A 19,371-nucleotide genomic window follows, 5' to 3' on the forward strand; every position below is an offset into this window, starting at 1 on the left:
TTATTCCTTTTTTTACTTGTTTTTATTTTTGTTGCTTTTCATTTACTTGTTTTTTATTTCATATCCCTTTTTTATTGCTCTATTTTTCAAGTCACTATTTTTTTATTTACATAATTAAATATACAGTATATTAATTTCATTTACATCAATCTAAAGTTAACATAAAATAAACGGATTATTTTTATCCATTATAATTTTCTTTTAAATGTTTTATATCACCATGAATTTTTAATTTAAATTTTTCATTATTATATTCAAATAAACTCAGTGATGTATTTTCAGTATATGTTGTTTTCCAAATATTTTTGATATTTTCATTTAATAATATTAAAAATATCATTTTCAACGTTACTCCATGTGTTACTATTAATATATCTGAACTCTCATTGTTTTCATTTATTATTTGATATAATGTATTTTCTACTCTTTTTTTTAATTCTTGAAAAGTTTCTCCTTTATCAGGTTTATAATTCTCTGGTTCATACCAAAAATTATATAACTGTTTTGGTAATTTATTGCTTTCTTTTATTTTTTCATAGTTTTTTCCTTCAAATTCTCCAAGATATATTTCTTTTAGTCCTTCTTTTTCTATTATAGGCATTTTTCTATTATTTTTTATTATTTCTGATGTTTCATACGCTCGTTTTAATGGACTGGTATATATTTTGTCTATTTTTATTTTTTTTAATCTTTTTGATAGTAATTCTGCTTGTTTTTTCCCAATTTCTGTTAAGTTTGAATTTTTCCATCCTTGAAATTTTTTTTGAATATTCCATTCAGTTTGTCCATGTCTTGTAAGATATATATTCATTTTTTCCTCCTAAGTTAACATAATTTTATGTAGTTTTTATTATTTAGTTTTATTTTGGTATTATAATTATATAATGATAGGATTTTTTTATAATTTATCTTTTTGAAGAGGTGGTTAATAATGAGTTTAAATTTTGATGTTATTAAGGTTGATATTCCTGAAAATGCTAATATTATTGTAGGACAATCACATTTTATCAAAACAGTAGAAGATATCTATGAAACTCTTGTTACAACTAATCCAGCTATTAAATTTGGTTTGGCTTTTAATGAAGCTTCTGGGCCATGTTTGATACGTTACGATGGAAATGATGATGATTTAATAAAAAATGCTGTAAAGAATGCAAAAAAAATTGCTGCTGGTCATATTTTTGTTTTAGTTATTAAAAATGGCTTTCCTATAAGTGTTATGAATTCTATTCAAAATGTTCAAGAAGTAGTTAATATTTTTGCAGCTACTGCTAATCCATTAGAATTAGTTATAGCTGAAACTGATCAAGGAAGAGGTATAATGGGTGTTATTGATGGATTTACTCCTAAAGGTATTGAAGAAGAAGAAGATATTCAAAAAAGATATGATTTTTTAAGAAAAGTCACTAATTATAAGAGGTGATGTTATGAATATTTTTGAATGTGAAAAATTTTTAAATTCTATACTTGAACCTTGGAACTTCAACGACTTTTGCCATAATGGCATTCAAATAGAAGGAAAAGAAGAGGTAAAAAAAATTGCTTGTGGAGTATCATTTAATGAAGATTTTATAGATAAAGCTATAGATTATAATGCAGATATGCTTTTAGTTCATCACGGTATTTTTGGAAAAAATTTTTTTAATTTATCTGGATTTATGAAGAAAAGGGTTGAAAAAGTAATAAAAAATGATTTAACTCTTATAGGTTATCATTTACCTTTAGATGCTCATTCTGGATATGGTAATAATATTTCAATTTTAAATTCTTTGAAATTGAAAAATGCTAAAAGATTTGAAGTTGGTTTTTTAGGTGAATATGATTCTAAAATGGATTTTGAAGAATTTTTGAATAAAGTCGAAATTTTATTCGAAGGACAAAAATTGCTTGTTTATAAAAATAATCCTCATGTAAAAAACGTAGCAATTGTATCAGGTGAAGGTAGCGATTTTTTAAATAAACTTGATGATGATATTGATACTTTTATAACTGGTGATGTTAAAGAATATACAAGAAATATTGCTAAAGAAAGATGTATAAACTTTATAAATGCTGGACACTATGCTACTGAAACTTTTGGAGTTAAAAATCTTTCAAAACTTTTATCTGATAAGTTTGATGTGGAATTTAAATTTTTAGATATTTATAATGAAATTTGATCATATTCTATAAAAATTATATAAACACATGATTACTCTATATTTTTTGTATTAGTAATCATGTGTTTTAATTTTATTTTAAAAATTCTATTATTTTTTGAGCAACTATTTCTTTTTCTGTGTCATTTACTACTATATGATTACTTTTTTCAAGTATTAAATATTCACTTTTTATATTTTTATCTATTATTTCTTTTACTTCGAAAGGTACTGCTTCATCTTTTTTAGAGATTATTGTTAATGTTTTTGATTTTATATTTTTTAAATTTTTTATTCCTATTTTTTGCACTTTTTTTAGATCTGATACTTTGGATATTATATTAAAATTCCAATATTCTTCGGCAAGTTTTTTCAGATCTTTGTCTTCAAATGTTGGAGGATTTTTTCTTTCTTTTTCTTTTATAAAATATTTCAATATAGGTGTCCATTTTAATCTTTTATCTTTTGCAATAAATGCTGGTGCACATAAAAATATTTTTTTAGGTTGAAATTTAGAAGCTAGTATTGCAGTTATAACTCCTCCCATTGATAATCCGCCTATATATACATTGTCATATTGTGACTTTAAATTCAAATATGATTCATAAGAGTATCTTATCCAATCTTTCCAATTTGAATTAATAAAATCTTCCTTATTTGTTCCATGCCCAGGAAGTCTTGGAATAAAAACATTATATCCTTCTTCATTTAATCTTTCACCAAGATAATACATATCATTTGGAATTCCATTGTATCCATGAATTAAAAGTACAACTTCGTTATATTTTTCTCCTTTTAAAAATTTCTGCTTTGCTTTTGGATTGACATTAGTTTGAATTTTCTTATAATTCATTTTTTACCTCCATTTATTTTTTAACTTTTAATTTATGATATAATAATTATTGAAAGGTTTCAAGGGGGGATTTTCATTGAAAATAGGTAAATTTGCAAAACAATTTGATTTAACTATAGATACAGTTCGGTACTATATAGAAATAGGTTTATTGACGCCTGAGAAAATTCATAATCAATATACTTTTGATGATAGATGCGAAAAAGATCTTGAAGAAATTTTAGAACTTAAGTCTATGCGTTTTACAGTTTCTCAAATTCAAAAAATTTTTTCTATTAAAAGGTTTACTAATCTTACAAATCAAGATGGATTGGATTATTATGTTAGTTTTTTTGATAATAAGAAACATGAACTTTTGAACGAAAAAGACCTTATTACTAAAGCTATAAAAGATATTAACGAAAAAATAATTTCTATAAGAAAAAATTTTAATGATAATTATACTAAAATTGGTGTACCTCTTTTTTTTATAAACTTTTTATATTGCCCTGAATGCGATTCAAAGCTTAATTTATCTAAAGGTTCTATAGAAGACAATCAAGTTTTTAAGGGCGAGCTTTCTTGCAAATGTGGATATAAAGCTAATATTGATAATGGTATTATTATAACTGATTCTGCCGATTATAATAAACCTGAAATAGAAGAAGTTGAAAAACCTGGAGAAAATTATGTTAAAAAATCTAATCAATCTTTCGTTAATCTTGTATATAAAGGTATGGATTGGATATATAAGAGATTTAATAAATTTGATCTATCTAATAAATTTATTCTTGAATTAGGGACTGGTTCTGGATTTTTTTTAAAAAAAATAATAGGTAATATTCCTGAATCTTCATTTTATATCGCATGTGATGATAAATATGAAGTAATTAAATCATCTAAAAACTATATGGAGTCTATGGGAAAAACAGGTAACATAATTTTTGTTTCTTCAAAATTTTCTAAAATCCCTATAAAAAAAGGAATTATTGACATCATATTAGATGTTTACGGATCTTCAAGTAGAAATTTAAAGAATGATGTTTCTCCAATACAAGGAACTAAAAATTTCTTAAAAATTAATGGTTATTGGCTCGGTAGTTATCTTTATTTTAAAGAATCTTCAAAAACATTAAAAAAACTTGATTCTAAAATCAAAGATAAATTTTTATTGGAGAATATTAAAGCTTCTTTTAATATTAATAATTTGAAAGAAATTGAGTCTTATTATCTTGGAAATTCTAAAAAAACAGGTTATACCGAACCTTTTATAATAGACGGGGATACTGTTAATCATTGGGCTTTTTATGGAATAAAGTATTGATTTATTAATTAATACATTTAATTAAACTTTTTTTAATTTTATTACTATATCATTGGGATTATGAAAGTTTTGTTTTTGGAGGAGTTTTTATGAATAATAATGATGATTTTAAAAAATTTATAGATAGAATCTTAAAAGATAATCCTGAACTTAAAAATTTTAATCTTGATTTTTTGAAAGATATTAATGAAGATGATGTGAATGAAATACTTGACAAACTAAAAATAGCTTCAGAAAAATTCATTAAGTCTGAACAAAAAGCTACAAAGAAAGCTTATGAAATTATTGATTTTAAAGATGAAGATTTAGTAATAGATTATGACTCTTATTTGAAAACTATTATTTCTTTTCCTTTTGCTTTAGCCGTTGGAGAAGATATTTTAAATAATGAGTCGACTTCTGGTATATATAAAGGATTTTATTTTGGAAATGAAATCTCATTTGAATATGATGATATTTTTGAACTTATAACTATTAAACGTATTGTTGCTATGGATATAGCTACAATCATAAGGAAACATTTTATGAAATTTTTATATTTCAAAAATAAATTAAAAAATTATCTAGAAGATATTGTTTATCAATATTTAAAAGTTTTTGGATTTTCTGAAGATATTGATATTTTTGAATTAAGAGAATTTAATTTTGTTGTTAGACTTAAACCAAAGCATTATGATTCTTTTGAAGATATGTTTGATGATTTAATAGAAGATAAAAGTGAAAAATTTAAACTTATGAAAGCTTATTTAATTACAGAATTTTCAATCGCTATAATAGATTAAAAAATTAGGATGAATTTTTCATCCTAATTTTTTATATATTTTGTTTGAATTTTATTTGATATTAAAAATAACATAAAAATTATTAATACATTTATTGCAGATAATGCAGATGATTCCTTAATTAATCTTGAAGATGAAATTGTAAAATTTACAACACTTACAAGAGGCAAATAATCTCTCAATTGCATTGTATAAGTTATGGTAAATTCTCCATATATTATTGCAAATATTTGCATAAAAGTCGAGATTAAAATTGGGAATAATATTGGTAATTCTATTTTTGTAAATATTTTTAATTTATTTGCACCATCGATAGCTCCAGCTTCAAGTATTTCTTTTTTAAATCCTAATACATGTTGATATAAAAATGAATAAGATATTGGAATAGTTATTAATATAAAGCCTATTACTAATAATATAACATAATTTATGTTGTATAGTATATTCATATACAATAATGATGTAGCTAAAAATGCTGAAGATATTCCAAGTGTTGAAAGTATTATTATATTACTAAATTTCGTATAATTTTTCAAAATTATATAGGCTATTAAAGTACTTGTTATTGCTGAAATAAATGATATTGATAAAGAATTTATTATAGATTTTATAACAGGATATTTATTATTAAATTCTGTTGAAAATATATTTTTTAGTCCTTCAATATCAAATTTCATATTTATAAAATCATATACAGAAGATAATATTCCTGTTATTATTATCGAGTATTCAAATATAAAATAAATTAATGCTCCTATTAAAAGTATTTTATTAACTTTTTTATCATATGTTTTATATTCTATTTCATAATTTTCATTTGTTGTTGTAAAAATATTTAATATTAAAAGTATTATAAATTGTAATATCGCTAAGCTTAACGCCTTAGAAAAATCAAGATTCCCCCTTAAAGCATTAGAAATTGCAACTTCCAGCGTTGAATATCTAAGACCTCCTATACTCATTACAATTGCAAAACTCGTAAAACTATATGTAAACACAAGAAAAAAAGCCCTTAAAATAGATGGAAAAATCATAGGAATTTGTATTTTTAAAAATAATTTTATTTTATTACTTCCTTCAAGTTCAGCATTTTCTATTATATTATTCGGAATAGATCTTATAGAAGAAGATATATATTTTACAAAAATTGGAGAATTATAAAATATATGTGCCATTACCACACCTTTTAAAGTATACATTATATTTATGTTCATACCGAGGCTATTAAGTATTCCATAATTTGAATATATTAAACTAAATGCAATTACCGCTGATATAGGTGGAAAAAAGAATGGTATAAATATTGATGCTTCTAATATTTTTGATAAAATACTCTTTGACTTTGAAACATATATTGCTGGGACTATAGCAACAATAAAAGAAAAAACAGATGATAATAATGCTTGAATAATAGTATTCAAAAGGATTCGTAAATAATACGAATCCTTTATATAATTTAATGAATCGATTTTAAAAAAATCTTTCATGAGTATATATATTGGAATTATCCATATCAATGAATATATTATTATTATGTAGTTTTTTTTCATATTTTTAATACATTATTTCCTCCCATTCTTTTAACCATTTATCAAGATTTTCACTTATTTGTTTTGAATCAATACTTAATATTTTATTTGGTTCTTTTGCATATTTAAATGATTCTGGCATTTCTGTATTTATTACTGGAAACATCCAATTGTTCAATGGAATTTCTTTCTGAAACTCTTCTTCAAGCATAAAGTCTATAAATTTTTCAGCTAAATCTTGATTTTTAGTTTTATTTACTATTCCTGCTGCTTCTATTTGTACATATCCACCTTCTTCTGGAATAAATTCTTTATATTTGACTTGTTTATAATATTCATAAGAATAAGCTCCATCTGTTGCATAAGATAACATCATAGGAGCTTCTCCCGCTTCAAATTTTGCAAAAGATTCACTCCAACCCGGAGTTACTGTTAATATACTATTTTTAAAACTTTTCCAGAATTCTTTCCAATTTTCACCGTATATCGCTACTGTCCATAATAATAATGATTGTGCTGTACTTGACATAGAAGGATTTTGTATAATTATAGATTTATTCATTTTTTTTAAATCTTCAAATGTCTTTAATTCTTGATCTATTTTTTCTGGATCATATATAAATGCAATAGCTCCATAATCAAAAGGAGTTAAATAATACTTTTTATCAAATAAAAGATTTTCATCTTTTATTTTTGATAAATTTTTGGATTTATATGGTACTAATAAATCTTCTTCTAAAGCTTTTACCGCAAGTGATTGATCCAAACCAATAACTAAATCAGCTTTTGGATTTCTTTTTTCAAGTATTAATCTTGATACTATTCCACCTGCATCACCTAATTTTATAACTCTTATATTAGTATTATACTTTTTTTCAAACTTTTGTACAAGATTATCTTCTATCCAACTCATACTTTCATATGTATAAATAGTTAACTCATTTGAAAATGTTATAACACCTAATAAAATGACGGTCATAAATAATAATCCCAATTTTTTCATACTACACCTCCAAAAAAAACTCTTATACCAAGACTGGTATAAGAGTTTTATTTTTAACTTCCTACGCCAGCATTATCTGGATCAGGTTTTAGGGTCGATGTTTTTTACATCCTCTCAGCATTTAAGCTCCCCTGTTTTTTATTTAATTTTTCTTAATATATTTTATCACTTTTAATTTAAATTAAAGTTAATTTTATTTCTCTTTTAAGATTTATTTGTTTATAAAAGAAGATATTTATGTTTTTTATACTTAATCTATTAAAATAAAGGTAAGATATTTAATATAAAAAAATAAAACACATTGAGTTCGTTACAATTATTTTACTTGATATTTTTTCTAAAATTATATATAATATATGTATAGTATCAAAACTGATGTCTGCAGTGGGTGGCTCAGTTTAATTTGGAGGTAAAATAGTGAAAGGTTCAGTAAAATGGTTTGATTCAAAAAAGGGTTATGGTTTCATCACAGCAGAAGATGGAAATGATGTATTTGTTCATTTCTCAGCAATTACTATGGATGGTTACAAGAAATTAGAAGAAAATCAGAATGTAGAATTTGAAATTGTTGAAGGCGAAAAAGGACCACAAGCTTCAAACGTTACACTCGCTGACTAATTTAACCATAATCACCCGTTAGGGTTTCAAAAGATAAAGGGGTCGTTTTTAACGACCCCTTTTTATTTATGAATTTATTATCTTTATTCCTGCACTTGCACCTATTCTTTCTGCACCATTTTTTATCATAGTTAAAGCTCCATCAAAGTCTCTAACTCCTCCTGAGGCTTTTACTTTTAATTCATCACCAACTACAAATTTCATCAATGATACATCTTCTTTTGTTGCCCCATTCGTTCCAAATCCTGTAGAAGTTTTTACAAATTGAGCTCCAGCTAATTTTGATAATAAACATGCAGCTATCTTTTCCTCTTTTGTTAAATAACATGTTTCTATTATAACTTTTACAAGTTTTCCATCAGCAGCTTCTACTACTGATTTTATATCATTTAATACATAATCATAATATTTATTTTTAAGCATCCCAACATTTATAACCATATCAAATTCATCTGCACCATCTTCACGAGCAATTTGAGTTTCATAGGCTTTTACTGTTGTATCATTTGCACCAAGAGGAAATCCTATAACTGTAGCTATTTTCACTTCACTATTTTCAAGTTCTTCTTTAGCTAATGAAACATATGCAGGATTTATGCATACTGAAAAGAAATGATTTTCTTTCGCTTCTTTACATAGTTTTACTACATCTTGTGGAGTTGTTTCAGCTTTTAAGACTGTATGGTCTATATATTTTGCCATGTCTTTAGGTTCAATTGTTATATTTTTTTCTTGCATAATATAATCATTGTTAACTCTTTTTATTTCTTGATCTATCATTTCTTTTAATTCTTTATTTTCCATTTTTATCCTCCTATTTTTAATATATTCTTTTGCAAGTTTTCCAACCTAAAACTATTTTTAAACTTTCATAAAATGGTATATCTATCATAAAATCAAAATAAGTATGATATCTTTCATAAAGGTTTTCTATAACTTGAACTATTTCTTTATAATAATTTTTTCCATCGGTTAATCCAACTCTATAAGTATTTTCTTCATGATAAAACCCATTAGTTTTTAATCCCTTTTTCAATTCATTCGTTTTAGTTTTGAAAAATAAAACATTTATACCATCATATGAATTTATAAGTTTTTGAATTAATTTGTTAGTTTTTTCTTCATCTTTCATATTAAAAGATTTAATTATTTCAGCAGCTATTGTATTCATAGAATAAGGTATTATTTTATTTTGGTCTACATAAGAATATATAGTTTTTGAAAATGAACAATAATCAGGTATTTTAGAATTAGCTTTGTTATTATTGAAATCTTTTATACAGGATACACAAGGAAAATTATCTTTTCTCAATGAGGCTAATGCTGAAATCGATTTTTCTATATCATTAGAATATTGTCCTATATAAAAATTTAATATATTTATAGTTTTTTTAGCTTTTCCTTCGAGGAATGCTTTTGATATATAACTTGATGCTTTTTGTATATCTTTATCATAAAGTGCTGTTGCCATACTTATAAAAGAATAATTTAAATAGTCATTAGCTATTTTTAAAAATTTTGCTGCCATTGAATACTTTTCTTGTACTAAAGATAATGTACATAATAATAAATAAGGATATGGACTTTTTCTGTGATTATCTAAAAAACTCTTAGTATAATTTAATATGTCTTTATCTTTTCTAAATATCTTTAACATTCCTAAATTAAATCTTGATTCAATATCATTTCCAGTTAAAAAAAAGTTTTCAGCCTTATCATAATCATTTCTTAACATATGCATTAAACCAAATTGATTATAATATTGCATTGGAGATTTTGAACTCAATCTATTTTCAAATATCAATGAAAGTTTTTCATCTTCTAATTCTATATCATATAAAACAAAATCAACCCATGTCTTAATATTTTGCACGGGAACATTTATTGATATTTGATCTATATCTGGTTTATATATAGTAGGTTTAGTTTTTTCTTTTTTTGGTTCTATTTTTTTCCCTTGTTTTATGAGATCTTTTTCGAATTCTCTCTTTAATTTCATTATATTTTCAAATTTTTTGTCATCTGTCATCAAGTTCCACCATCCTGGATATATTAAAACTATAATATTTATTTTTACCTATTATTATATGATCTTGTAATTTTATTCCCAGGATTTCTCCAGATTGTTTTACTTTTTCTGTAAGATCATAGTCTTGCATACTTGGCCTTGGATCTCCCGAAGGATGATTATGAACAAGAATTATAGATACAGCATTATGTATAATTGCTTTTTTAAATATATCTCTTGGATGGGCTATAGAAGCATTTGCTGTACCAATACTTACATCTTCATGTATTATAAGATTTAATTTCGAATCTAATATTAAAACTCTTACTATCTCTTTGTCTGAATGTATAAGATCTTCACAATAGTTATAAACATTCAATGGAGATTCCATTTTTTTGCTTTTATATCTCATTTTTTGTATATGATATCTTTTTCCCATTTCTAAAGAGGCTTTTAAATTTATAGCTGAAACTTGACCTACCCCTTTTATTTTTTGAAGTTCTTCTATACTTATATCATATAATTGAATAAAATTTTCATATTTTTCTATAATTTTTTTTGATACTTCAAAAACATTTGCCCCTTTTACACCTCTTCTCAAGATTATAGCAATGAGTTCTTGGTCAGTAAGTCTTTCCGATCCATAACTAAGTAATTTTTCCCTTGGTAATAATTCTGTATTCAATTCCATCCCCCCGCATGAAATCAATAAGATTGTAATATATTTTTGAAATTGGAAACCCCATTATATTGTAATAATCACCATTTATTTTTTCTACTAAAACAGCTCCAAAGTCTTGAATTCCATATGCTCCAGCTTTATCATATACATTAAAATTTTCTATATAATAATTTATAATTTGTTCATCCAATTTTCTAAAATATACTTCTGTTTTTTCATTAAAAGTTGTTATATTACTTAAAGTTCTAAATGTTATTCCAGTATAAACATAATGTTTTTTGCCAGAAAGCATTGATAACATTTTAAAAGCCTCATCTTTATTTCGAGGTTTTCCAAGTTTATAATTTTCATAAAAAACCATTGTATCAGAAGTTATCAATATTTCTTCTTTTTGTATTTTTATAGATTTACTTTTTTTCTCTGAAATTTCTTCAACTATATCATCTGCATTTTTGCTACAATATTCTTCATTTATATCTGAAGTTCTTATTTTAAAATCATTAACTATAAATTTCAATAAAGATTGTCTTCTCGGAGATTTTGATCCTAATACTATATTATTATTAGTTGTTATCAAATTTTACACTCCTTTTCACTATTTTTACAACATATGCATTTATAAATGCTGTTAAGGCTCCAAATAGTATCATATATGGATAATAATACACTATCCCTTTAGATTTTACTATAAAAACTCCCGCAACTATTATTTGTGCAGTATTTGAAAAAAAAGCTCCTATTTCGCTTATTCCAAGTATAGAAAGTTTTTTAAATATTTTATTCATTAAATACATCATCAAAGCAGAAGCTAGTGCTCCACTTAATCCCAAATAAAATGTTGGAGCAAGAAATTTTCCGCTTAATATAGAACCTATAACTGTTTTTAATAAAGCTATCATCATTATATTAACAAATCCCATATTTTCAATAACAGATATTATTATTGGAAAATTAGAAAATCCCCATCTAGCACCTGGTACACCTACAGGTAAAGGTAAAAATGTTTCAACATAATATATTGCAGATGCCATAGCTGTTAATATTGAAATATAAGATATACTTTTTGATTTTACCATGTCAATAGATCAACTCCAGTTTCGTCTTTTCCAATAGGTTTTATTATAACTTTATTTGGTATACATATGATTTCATGATTTGGACTGTCAACCCATCCCATATTCACACATATTTGTAATGGACAATTCGATTCTACAGCTCTAATTTTTTGATTTAAATATTCTATTTTCATTATTGGTATTTCATTTTCATCAAATAATGTATATGTTCCTTCTTTCGTTATTTCCATTACTTTTTCATTTTTTATATAAACATCAGCACCCCTTATTTTTTTATCACTTTTATTTATTAAAATGAATACTAAAGATATAATAATAATACCAATTATTATTATTATATCTTTTTTATTTATTAATTTCATTATCTTCCTTTCTCCCTAAAATAATCAAAACCTTGAGTTTCTTTAGTAGTTTTATCTTTGCCTATTATAAAAACTTGAAGTCCAAAATTTGTAAAATAATCCAATGAAGGATTGTTTATCCCAAGTATAAATGCCGCAGTGGCAAAAGCATCTGCATTCATCAAATCATCAGCTATAACTGTAGTGCTAACAGCATCATTTGCTGGATACCCTGTTTTTGGATCTATGAGATGATGATATTTTTTGTCATTTTCTATAAAATATCTTTCATAATCTCCAGATGTTGCTATAGCTCCATCATATAAATAAATTATATCTATATTTGTATATTGAGTTGTATTAAAAGGATCTCTTATTCCAATTGCCCATGGTAAATTTCCATATTTTGGGCCTATTATTCCTATATCTCCACCAGCATCTATAAAGCCCGTTGCTTTTGGATCTAATTCTTTTATTCTATGTATGACCATATCCACTGAATATCCTTTTGCGATGCCACCAAGATCTATTTTTACTCCTGGTTTTGTGAGTTTTACTTTATTTCCTTCTATTTCAATATACCTATAATTAACAAGTTCGAGAGTTTTTTTCAATTCTTCTGAATTTGGAACTTGTTTTGGTGATTCTACATCGTCAAATCCCCATAATTTTAATACAGGTCTAAGTGTTGGATCAAAAGCATCCCCTGTCATTTTTGAAATATTTATTGAGGATTTTATCAAGAATAAAGATTCTTCATCCATTATTAATTCTCTTTTTTCATTTAATTGATTAACAACACTTTCTTCTATATTTGCCGAAAATTTATTATGTAATCTTTGAAATTCTTTTTCTGCTATATCTAATAGTGTAGAAGAACTAACTTTTTCTCCACTCACTCTAACACGAACTATTGTTCCTAGAACATCCATTTGTTTATCTGAATATGTTGGTTTAGGTTTATAAAATATAATGAACGCTAATAAAAATACCGCTATAAGAAAAAATGTTATATATAATATATTTTTTACATTTCCATTACCTTTCTTCCACACTTGATACATCCTCCATTTTCATTTAGATTTACAATTTTTATATTGTATCCCTTTCTTTCTACCAATAGTTCTCCACATTCAGGACAATAAGTAGATTCATACTTTGGATCCCATATATTTCCGATATAAACAAATTCAAGATGTTTTTTTGCTATTTGATATATTTCTATCAATTTTCCTATATCTGTAGCTTTTTTTGAATATTTATATCTTGGAAAATATTTATTTATATGTAATGGAATTTTACTCGATAAACTTGATATCCATTTGAATTCTTCTTCAAGTTCTTGTAAATTTTCGTTTATATCTGGTACTATAAGAGTTGTTATTTCTATATGAGCATTTTTTTCAAAAATTATTTTTATATTCTCTTTTATTTTCTCTAAATCTCCATTAAAAATTTTTTTGTAAGTTTCACTATCAAAAGTTTTTAAATCTATATTAAAAGCATCTATGTATTGAAGTAACAATTCAAGTGGTTCTTTTTTTATATATCCATTACTAACCATAATTGTATATATATCAAGATCATAATTTTTTATTTCACGACACGCATCTAAAACATATTCAAACCAAACTATTGGTTCAGAATATGTAAAAGCAATTCCACCAACTTTATATTTTTCTATTAAATTCGGAATAGCATTCGGATATATTTTTTTGCTATATGCAGGTATTTCTTGTGAAATTTCATGGTTTTGACAATAAGGACATATTAAATTACATCCCCAACTTCCTAAAGATAAAATATTTTTACCCGGTTTAAAATGAAATAATGGTTTTTTTTCTATGGGTTCTATTTCAAATCCTGTAACTTCGGCATAATTTATACTATTCAATTCAGAAGAAATATTCTTTCTAGTTTTACAAAAACCAGTTTTATTTTCTTCAATGATACATTCATGAGGACATAAATTGCATAAAATTCCTTCTTCTTTTTGAGAAGAAAATAAAGCATTCATATTCATAAAATCCCTCCCTAAAAGTATCTTTTTGTTTCAAAACTATATATATCAACTTTCTCATCATAATTTAGTCCCGCTTTTAATTTTGCTATTCTTATCTGATCTTCAATCGTATTAATTCCATCAAGATTTGGAAGTAATACACCTTTTTTATAATCGTGTTCAACCATAATTCCATATTTTACAGGATCGAGTTCTTTTATATTTTCTATTTTTTTCAACGGAGTTAATATATCTATACTTATATAAATATTATTTAACTCTTCTTCTTTCAGCGGAGGAAATCTATAATCTTTTATTGAAGCTAAAATAGAATTATGTTTTATTTCTTCATAAAGATTTTTATATTGTGGAATTATAGTTCCAATACAACCTCTAAGTTCATCTTCTAAAGTATGAAGAGTTACAAAACATGAATAATTATCTTCAAATTCTTTTTGAAAGTATTTATATCTTATGTCTTGAATCTCATTTTTTATGATATAATTTTGTATAATCTCCCTTGCATACTGACAAAAAAAGTGTTTTTCTCTCATAAAATCACCCCCTCACTTCGATTATATCATGAAACATTAGTTTATTATATTAGTAATAGGGAGTTAATTTGAAAATATTTGAAAATAAGAGTATAATAGTTATTGATTCCTGTTTTATCCTTTTTATGGAGGATTATTATGAAAAAACTCGATTTAAGAGCTTTTAATCAAATGAACCTTGTTATACTTTTTGGCGTAACAGTCTTAGCAAATATCTTTGTAGGACTCGGTATAGGTTGGTTTATATATAGCAAAACTGATTCAAAACTATTTTTGATTTTGTTTTTGCTACTTGGTGTTGCATCAGGTTTATATAGTGGTATAAAAGAATTACTTAAAGAGGCCGAAAGATATGACTCAATTGAAAAGAAAATTAATAGAGATGATGATTAAAGCAATAACGATATCGATTATTGAAGTTATCGTATTGCTATTTTTTGTTGGTTTTCAAGCTTTATGGGTTTTTTGGGGTACTTTAGGAGTTATTTTAGGATTTTATATGATGTATGAAGATATAAATAAAATGAAACAAAATATATTTAGTTTAAAGAAAAAAAAAATTCCTGCAGGATATTTTTTTAGGTATTTAATGTATGGTATAATTCTTATTATATCTGGTATTTTCTCTGAAAAAGCTTTATTAATTACTTTTTTAGGTTTATTTAATTTGAAAATAGTACCTTTCATCTCACAAAAATGATTTAGTGGGGGTGTTTTAATGCTGAAAGAAAAAAAGCTTAAGAACACTATAATCCTTTTTTTTGCCCTTTATGTGATACTTGGAATAGTAAATGTATTTACTTCTAAGTCTGAACTTGAAGGTGTTGGCCAGAGATGGATTGTAGAGTTTGGGAACGGCGGTTTTCTTGGTCAGATAAATCCTATGACTGTATTGATGTCAGGTCTAATAATATTAATTATTATTTTATTCGCAAAATCTGTAAAGTTTGAAAGAATTCCTGGAAGAAAACAAAGTATTGTTGAATTAATGCTTGATTATTTTTGGGAATTAGTTGAAGATTCTGTACCTGACCAAAAGTATAGAAAACCTACATTTGTGATTTCAATGAGCTTATTTTTATTCATTGGCTTTGCAAATATTTTGAGTGGCATGCCTGGTATAAGTGTACTTCCTACTGATTCAGGTTTGTCTGTACAACTTTTTACTGATACTTGGTATACACCTACATCTGATTTGAATACAAATTTGACTTTTGCATTAATGGTATTTATAATAAGTCATGTTTTTGCTGCAAAATCTAAAGGTGTTGGAAAATGGCTCAAAAGTTTTATAGAACCTAATCCTATTATGCTTCCGTTGAACCTCATAAGTGAAATTGCTAAACCTGTTTCACATTCTTTGAGGCTTTTTGGTAATATAATGGGTGGTGGAATTCTTGTTTTAATAATTAGTTATATGTTGAAGTACTTTGTTATCCCTATTTTCTTATGGGGATTTTTTGGATGGTTTGTAGGCCTTATTCAGGCTTTCGTTTTCGCTTTACTCTCAATAGCCTATATTGGTTCATTGTTAGAATAAAAATTATCTTCTATAATAAAGGAGGATGAAGTTATATGGATTTAAAAGAGATGTTACAACAGTTAGTTTCAAACGGTGGAGCTTTAGGATGGGGTTTATATTATTTAGGTAAACTTTTAGGTGCAGGTCTTGCAATGGGTATCGGTGCTATCGGACCGGGTGTTGGAGAAGGTCAAGTTGGTGCTCATGCTATGGATTCAATAGCAAGACAACCTGAGATGTCAGGAACTATAACCACAAGAATGTTATTAGCTATGGCCGTTACTGAATCTACTGGTCTTTATTCTTTGGTTATTTCTCTTGTAATGATTTTCGTGTTACCATAATGAAACATTTTACACTTTAACCCGGAAAGGGGGTAAAAGAGTGCTTTCGTTTAATTTGACTTCTATTGTAAATTTAATCGGGTTTTTAGTTTTTATGCTTTTTTTGTATAAGTTACTTTATAAACCTTATTTTGATATGACTGATAAAAGAAAAAATGAGGTTGAAAAAAACTTAAACGAAGCTGAAAGACTTAGAATTAATGCTCAAGAAGCTAAAGAAAAAGCTGAAAAAGAATATGAAGATATCAAAAATCAGAAAAGTGAAATTTTAAAAGATGCTGAAGAACAAGCAAAAAAAATTATTTCTGAAGCTAAGGATGAAGCTGAAATTCAAAAAGATAAAATAATTGAAAAAGCTGAAACTTCTGCGGTGGAAATAAAAAATGAAGCTATGAAAGATATACAAGCTAAGGTAGTTACTATGGCTTTAACAGTTTCATCTATGATTTTAAAAGAAAAATTAGATCAAAAAGCCAACGAAGAATTAATAAGAAGAGCTTTATCTAATCTCAATGAAAAAGGTGATCAGTTATGAAGCTTTCATATTCTTTAGCAACAAGATATACCGATGCTTTTTTAGAAATTTTACAGAAAAATGATAAAATGAGTAATTTAGAAAATTATATAGAAGCTATTCAGAATATAATCGATAAGATTAATTCTGATAGCGTTTTTCATGATATGATTAATAGTCCTCTACTTCCAAAAGATTATATTACAAAAAAAATATATGAATCATCTAAAATTGAGGATACATTGTTTGAAAAATTTATTCATTCATTGGTTTTAAAATCAAGACAAGAACTTCTGTTTTTTATAGTTAAAATTTTAAATAATTATAATCTTGAATTAAAAAAACTTATAAAGGCTGAAATTATAACAGCAAAACCCATAGATTCAAAAAATTCAGAAGATTTAAAGAATATTTTAAAAAATAAAACTGGTAGGGATGTTATTTTAAAAACATCTCTTGATGAATCTTTAATTGGTGGTATTCAACTTTATGTTGAAGATAAGTATTATGATTACTCCATTAAAGGGTATTTAGACAGTATAAAACGCTCATATGCTCAAACCGGGGGTGATTAATTTTGCGCATAAATCCAGATGAGCTCACAAAAGTTATAGAGGAGCGTATCAAAAGCTACGAGAGTGGTGAAATTAAAGAAATAGGTTGGGTAATGCAGGTAAGTGACGGTATAGTAAGAGCCTATGGGATGAAAGAAACTATGGCTAATGAATTAGTTGAAATTCATACTCAACAAGGCGATATAGTTTATGGTATTGCCATGAATCTTGAAGAAGATAATGCCGGAATTATTTCTTTAGGCGACTACAAAAACATAAAAGAAGGCGACAAGGTTATAAGAACTAATAGAATTATAGAAGTTCCCGTTGGAAATGCCCTTTTAGGAAGAGTAGTCAATCCACTTGGAATTCCTCTTGATGGTAAAGGTGAGATAAAATCAGAAGAAAATTATCCAATTGAAAGAAAAGCAACAGGAGTTATTTCAAGAAAACCTGTTGATACTCCTCTTCAAACTGGGTTAAAAGTTATAGATAGTACAATACCTATTGGAAGAGGTCAGAGAGAATTAATTATAGGCGATAGACAAACTGGTAAAACTGCAATCGCAATAGATACGATTATAAATCAAAAAGGGAAAAATGTTAAATGTATTTATGTAGCTATAGGTCAAAAATCATCATCTATAGCAAGATCTATTGATCAGCTTGAAAAGAACGGTGCTATGGAATATACAACTATTGTAGTTGCAAGTGCTTCTGACCCAGCATCTTTACTTTATCTTGCACCTTATGCTGGAGCAGCTATAGGAGAATATTTCATGTTTAATAGTCAAGATGCACTCGTTGTATATGATGATTTGAGCAAACATGCACAAGCTTATAGAGAGCTTTCTTTACTTCTTAGAAGACCTCCTGGAAGAGAAGCATATCCTGGTGATGTCTTTTATTTACATTCAAGATTGCTTGAAAGGGCTGCAAGATTAAACGATGATTTTGGTGGAGGTTCTTTGACTGCTTTACCTATAATAGAAACTCAAGCTAATGATATTTCTGCTTATATACCTACTAATGTTATTTCAATAACAGATGGTCAGATATATCTTGAGTCTTCTCTATTTATGTCTGGTATTAGACCTGCCGTTAATATTGGTCTTTCTGTATCAAGAGTCGGTGGTGCAGCTCAAACTAAAGCTATTAAGAAAGTTTCAGGTAGTTTAAAACTTGATTTAGCTCAGTATAGAGAATTAGAATCATTTTCACAATTTTCATCAGATCTTGATGAAGCTACAAAGAGACAACTCATAAAAGGTGAAAAGTTAATGGAACTTTTAAAACAAAAACAATATTCACCATTGGATGTTGAAGAAGAAGTAGTTATTCTTTTCGCTGGAACTGAAGGATATCTTTCAGATATTCCAACAAACAAAATTTTGGCTTTCGAGAAGGATTTTTTACAGTTTATGCATAGAGAAAATCAAGAGGTATTGAGTGAAATAAAAGATACTAAAGATCTTTCAGATGATTTAAAAAATAAATTGAAAAGTATTATAGAATCTTTCTTAAAAACGTATAAAGCCTAATGGCGGT

General features: G+C 26.0%; 25 protein-coding genes and 1 riboswitch. Of the genes, 12 read left to right on the forward strand and 13 right to left on the reverse strand.

Going from position 1 to position 19,371, the window contains the following annotated elements; translation table 11 throughout:
• Window positions 1-181 precede the first annotated feature (181 nt).
• Window positions 182-811 (reverse strand): histidine phosphatase family protein, encoded by a 630-nt coding sequence (locus PWP28_RS09660; protein ID WP_308644667.1) that lies wholly within the window; start codon window positions 809-811, stop codon window positions 182-184.
• A gap of 120 nt (window positions 812-931) precedes the next feature.
• On the opposite strand from PWP28_RS09660, the gene PWP28_RS09665 reads away from it, so the two are divergent.
• Complete coding sequence (locus tag PWP28_RS09665; protein ID WP_109604505.1) at window positions 932-1,423, forward strand: adenosine-specific kinase; 492 nt, start codon at window positions 932-934, stop codon at window positions 1,421-1,423.
• 4 nt (window positions 1,424-1,427) lie between these two features.
• Window positions 1,428-2,159 (forward strand): Nif3-like dinuclear metal center hexameric protein, encoded by a 732-nt coding sequence (locus tag PWP28_RS09670; protein WP_109604504.1) that lies wholly within the window; start codon window positions 1,428-1,430, stop codon window positions 2,157-2,159.
• 73 nt (window positions 2,160-2,232) lie between these two features.
• Here the strand turns inward: PWP28_RS09670 and PWP28_RS09675 are convergent, their stop codons facing one another.
• Window positions 2,233-2,991 (reverse strand): carboxylesterase, encoded by a 759-nt coding sequence (locus PWP28_RS09675; RefSeq protein WP_264150292.1) that lies wholly within the window; start codon window positions 2,989-2,991, stop codon window positions 2,233-2,235.
• A 76-nt stretch (window positions 2,992-3,067) separates the two neighbouring features.
• Between PWP28_RS09675 and PWP28_RS09680 the strand changes: the two genes are divergently transcribed.
• Both PWP28_RS09680 and PWP28_RS09685 read left to right on the forward strand, forming a co-directional pair.
• A complete protein-coding gene (locus tag PWP28_RS09680; RefSeq protein ID WP_264150293.1) occupies window positions 3,068-4,294 on the forward strand; it encodes a MerR family transcriptional regulator in 1,227 nt (408 codons plus the stop codon).
• An 89-nt stretch (window positions 4,295-4,383) separates the two neighbouring features.
• Complete coding sequence (locus tag PWP28_RS09685; RefSeq protein ID WP_264150294.1) at window positions 4,384-5,076, forward strand: hypothetical protein; 693 nt, start codon at window positions 4,384-4,386, stop codon at window positions 5,074-5,076.
• A gap of 23 nt (window positions 5,077-5,099) precedes the next feature.
• Here the strand turns inward: PWP28_RS09685 and PWP28_RS09690 are convergent, their stop codons facing one another.
• Together PWP28_RS09690 and PWP28_RS09695 are read right to left on the reverse strand one after the other, a co-directional pair.
• Window positions 5,100-6,626: an iron ABC transporter permease gene (locus tag PWP28_RS09690; RefSeq protein WP_305081700.1), complete on the reverse strand. Its 1,527-nt coding sequence runs from the start codon at window positions 6,624-6,626 to the stop codon at window positions 5,100-5,102.
• A gap of 4 nt (window positions 6,627-6,630) precedes the next feature.
• Entirely contained in the window at window positions 6,631-7,608 is a 978-nt protein-coding gene (locus PWP28_RS09695; RefSeq protein WP_305081699.1) for a thiamine ABC transporter substrate binding subunit, read from the reverse strand.
• Window positions 7,609-7,649: 41 nt separating this feature from the next.
• Window positions 7,650-7,751: riboswitch (TPP riboswitch) on the reverse strand.
• Between the two features lie 274 nt (window positions 7,752-8,025).
• Between PWP28_RS09695 and PWP28_RS09700 the strand changes: the two genes are divergently transcribed.
• Window positions 8,026-8,226, forward strand: coding sequence for a cold shock domain-containing protein (locus PWP28_RS09700; protein ID WP_109604498.1), 201 nt, complete (start codon window positions 8,026-8,028; stop codon window positions 8,224-8,226).
• Window positions 8,227-8,292: 66 nt separating this feature from the next.
• Here the strand turns inward: PWP28_RS09700 and deoC are convergent, their stop codons facing one another.
• From deoC to amrA, 9 genes are read right to left on the reverse strand one after another with little or no spacing between them, the layout of a single operon-like run.
• The gene (gene deoC, locus PWP28_RS09705; RefSeq protein ID WP_308644668.1) at window positions 8,293-9,030 is read right to left on the reverse strand and encodes a deoxyribose-phosphate aldolase; all 738 of its coding nucleotides are present in this window, start codon (window positions 9,028-9,030) and stop codon (window positions 8,293-8,295) included.
• 16 nt (window positions 9,031-9,046) lie between these two features.
• Window positions 9,047-10,255, reverse strand: a complete 1,209-nt coding sequence (locus PWP28_RS09710; RefSeq protein ID WP_308644669.1) for a hypothetical protein — start codon at window positions 10,253-10,255, stop codon at window positions 9,047-9,049.
• On the reverse strand, window positions 10,245-10,919 hold the full coding sequence (gene radC, locus PWP28_RS09715; RefSeq protein WP_109604495.1) for a DNA repair protein RadC: 675 nt from the start codon (window positions 10,917-10,919) through the stop codon (window positions 10,245-10,247). The genes PWP28_RS09710 and radC overlap by 11 nt, the downstream gene beginning before the upstream one ends.
• Window positions 10,882-11,493 carry a Maf family protein gene (locus PWP28_RS09720; protein WP_264150297.1) on the reverse strand — a complete coding sequence of 204 codons (612 nt, stop codon included), beginning with the start codon at window positions 11,491-11,493 and terminating at the stop codon, window positions 10,882-10,884. Before PWP28_RS09720 ends, radC begins: the two co-directional genes overlap by 38 nt.
• The gene (locus PWP28_RS09725) at window positions 11,480-11,992 is read right to left on the reverse strand and encodes a Gx transporter family protein (RefSeq protein ID WP_109604493.1); all 513 of its coding nucleotides are present in this window, start codon (window positions 11,990-11,992) and stop codon (window positions 11,480-11,482) included. Before PWP28_RS09725 ends, PWP28_RS09720 begins: the two co-directional genes overlap by 14 nt.
• A complete protein-coding gene (locus PWP28_RS09730; RefSeq protein WP_109604492.1) occupies window positions 11,986-12,354 on the reverse strand; it encodes a NusG domain II-containing protein in 369 nt (122 codons plus the stop codon). Before PWP28_RS09730 ends, PWP28_RS09725 begins: the two co-directional genes overlap by 7 nt.
• The gene (locus PWP28_RS09735) at window positions 12,354-13,388 is read right to left on the reverse strand and encodes an FAD:protein FMN transferase (protein ID WP_264150298.1); all 1,035 of its coding nucleotides are present in this window, start codon (window positions 13,386-13,388) and stop codon (window positions 12,354-12,356) included. The genes PWP28_RS09730 and PWP28_RS09735 overlap by 1 nt, the downstream gene beginning before the upstream one ends.
• The gene (gene amrS, locus PWP28_RS09740) at window positions 13,361-14,356 is read right to left on the reverse strand and encodes an AmmeMemoRadiSam system radical SAM enzyme (RefSeq protein WP_109604490.1); all 996 of its coding nucleotides are present in this window, start codon (window positions 14,354-14,356) and stop codon (window positions 13,361-13,363) included. The genes PWP28_RS09735 and amrS overlap by 28 nt, the downstream gene beginning before the upstream one ends.
• 11 nt (window positions 14,357-14,367) lie before the next feature.
• A complete protein-coding gene (gene amrA / locus PWP28_RS09745; RefSeq protein ID WP_109604489.1) occupies window positions 14,368-14,889 on the reverse strand; it encodes an AmmeMemoRadiSam system protein A in 522 nt (173 codons plus the stop codon).
• A gap of 138 nt (window positions 14,890-15,027) precedes the next feature.
• Between amrA and PWP28_RS09750 the strand changes: the two genes are divergently transcribed.
• From PWP28_RS09750 to atpA, 7 genes are read left to right on the forward strand one after another with little or no spacing between them, the layout of a single operon-like run.
• Window positions 15,028-15,282: an AtpZ/AtpI family protein gene (locus PWP28_RS09750; RefSeq protein ID WP_109604488.1), complete on the forward strand. Its 255-nt coding sequence runs from the start codon at window positions 15,028-15,030 to the stop codon at window positions 15,280-15,282.
• Window positions 15,242-15,589 (forward strand): ATP synthase subunit I, encoded by a 348-nt coding sequence (locus PWP28_RS09755; protein ID WP_109604487.1) that lies wholly within the window; start codon window positions 15,242-15,244, stop codon window positions 15,587-15,589. The genes PWP28_RS09750 and PWP28_RS09755 overlap by 41 nt, the downstream gene beginning before the upstream one ends.
• Before the next feature lie 18 nt (window positions 15,590-15,607).
• Window positions 15,608-16,429 (forward strand): F0F1 ATP synthase subunit A, encoded by an 822-nt coding sequence (atpB, locus tag PWP28_RS09760; RefSeq protein WP_109604486.1) that lies wholly within the window; start codon window positions 15,608-15,610, stop codon window positions 16,427-16,429.
• Window positions 16,430-16,464: 35 nt separating this feature from the next.
• A complete protein-coding gene (locus PWP28_RS09765) occupies window positions 16,465-16,755 on the forward strand; it encodes a F0F1 ATP synthase subunit C (protein ID WP_109604485.1) in 291 nt (96 codons plus the stop codon).
• A gap of 40 nt (window positions 16,756-16,795) precedes the next feature.
• A complete protein-coding gene (gene atpF / locus PWP28_RS09770; protein ID WP_109604484.1) occupies window positions 16,796-17,290 on the forward strand; it encodes a F0F1 ATP synthase subunit B in 495 nt (164 codons plus the stop codon).
• Window positions 17,287-17,844, forward strand: a complete 558-nt coding sequence (atpH, locus tag PWP28_RS09775) for an ATP synthase F1 subunit delta (RefSeq protein WP_109604483.1) — start codon at window positions 17,287-17,289, stop codon at window positions 17,842-17,844. Before atpF ends, atpH begins: the two co-directional genes overlap by 4 nt.
• A 2-nt stretch (window positions 17,845-17,846) precedes the next feature.
• Window positions 17,847-19,364 (forward strand): F0F1 ATP synthase subunit alpha, encoded by a 1,518-nt coding sequence (gene atpA / locus PWP28_RS09780; RefSeq protein WP_109604482.1) that lies wholly within the window; start codon window positions 17,847-17,849, stop codon window positions 19,362-19,364.
• Window positions 19,365-19,371: the final 7 nt, after the last annotated feature.

The organism is Oceanotoga sp., assembly GCF_030445905.1.
In the GTDB taxonomy this organism is placed as follows: Bacteria; Thermotogota; Thermotogae; order Petrotogales; family Petrotogaceae; genus Oceanotoga; species Oceanotoga teriensis.

What these genes read in the sequence shown, in the direction of transcription:
- PWP28_RS09660 (WP_308644667.1), bottom strand. Translation starts at nt 811, where the DNA reads ATGAATATATATCTTACAAGACATGGACAAACTGAATGGAATATTCAA.
- PWP28_RS09665 (WP_109604505.1), top strand. Translation starts at nt 932, where the DNA reads ATGAGTTTAAATTTTGATGTTATTAAGGTTGATATTCCTGAAAATGCT.
- PWP28_RS09670 (WP_109604504.1), top strand. Translation starts at nt 1,428, where the DNA reads ATGAATATTTTTGAATGTGAAAAATTTTTAAATTCTATACTTGAACCT.
- PWP28_RS09675 (WP_264150292.1), bottom strand. Translation starts at nt 2,991, where the DNA reads ATGAATTATAAGAAAATTCAAACTAATGTCAATCCAAAAGCAAAGCAG.
- PWP28_RS09685 (WP_264150294.1), top strand. Translation starts at nt 4,384, where the DNA reads ATGAATAATAATGATGATTTTAAAAAATTTATAGATAGAATCTTAAAA.
- PWP28_RS09690 (WP_305081700.1), bottom strand. Translation starts at nt 6,626, where the DNA reads ATGAAAAAAAACTACATAATAATAATATATTCATTGATATGGATAATT.
- PWP28_RS09695 (WP_305081699.1), bottom strand. Translation starts at nt 7,608, where the DNA reads ATGAAAAAATTGGGATTATTATTTATGACCGTCATTTTATTAGGTGTT.
- deoC (WP_308644668.1), bottom strand. Translation starts at nt 9,030, where the DNA reads ATGGAAAATAAAGAATTAAAAGAAATGATAGATCAAGAAATAAAAAGA.
- PWP28_RS09710 (WP_308644669.1), bottom strand. Translation starts at nt 10,255, where the DNA reads ATGACAGATGACAAAAAATTTGAAAATATAATGAAATTAAAGAGAGAA.
- PWP28_RS09725 (WP_109604493.1), bottom strand. Translation starts at nt 11,992, where the DNA reads ATGGTAAAATCAAAAAGTATATCTTATATTTCAATATTAACAGCTATG.
- PWP28_RS09730 (WP_109604492.1), bottom strand. Translation starts at nt 12,354, where the DNA reads ATGAAATTAATAAATAAAAAAGATATAATAATAATAATTGGTATTATT.
- amrS (WP_109604490.1), bottom strand. Translation starts at nt 14,356, where the DNA reads ATGAATATGAATGCTTTATTTTCTTCTCAAAAAGAAGAAGGAATTTTA.
- amrA (WP_109604489.1), bottom strand. Translation starts at nt 14,889, where the DNA reads ATGAGAGAAAAACACTTTTTTTGTCAGTATGCAAGGGAGATTATACAA.
- PWP28_RS09750 (WP_109604488.1), top strand. Translation starts at nt 15,028, where the DNA reads ATGAAAAAACTCGATTTAAGAGCTTTTAATCAAATGAACCTTGTTATA.
- PWP28_RS09755 (WP_109604487.1), top strand. Translation starts at nt 15,242, where the DNA reads ATGACTCAATTGAAAAGAAAATTAATAGAGATGATGATTAAAGCAATA.
- atpB (WP_109604486.1), top strand. Translation starts at nt 15,608, where the DNA reads ATGCTGAAAGAAAAAAAGCTTAAGAACACTATAATCCTTTTTTTTGCC.
- PWP28_RS09765 (WP_109604485.1), top strand. Translation starts at nt 16,465, where the DNA reads ATGGATTTAAAAGAGATGTTACAACAGTTAGTTTCAAACGGTGGAGCT.
- atpH (WP_109604483.1), top strand. Translation starts at nt 17,287, where the DNA reads ATGAAGCTTTCATATTCTTTAGCAACAAGATATACCGATGCTTTTTTA.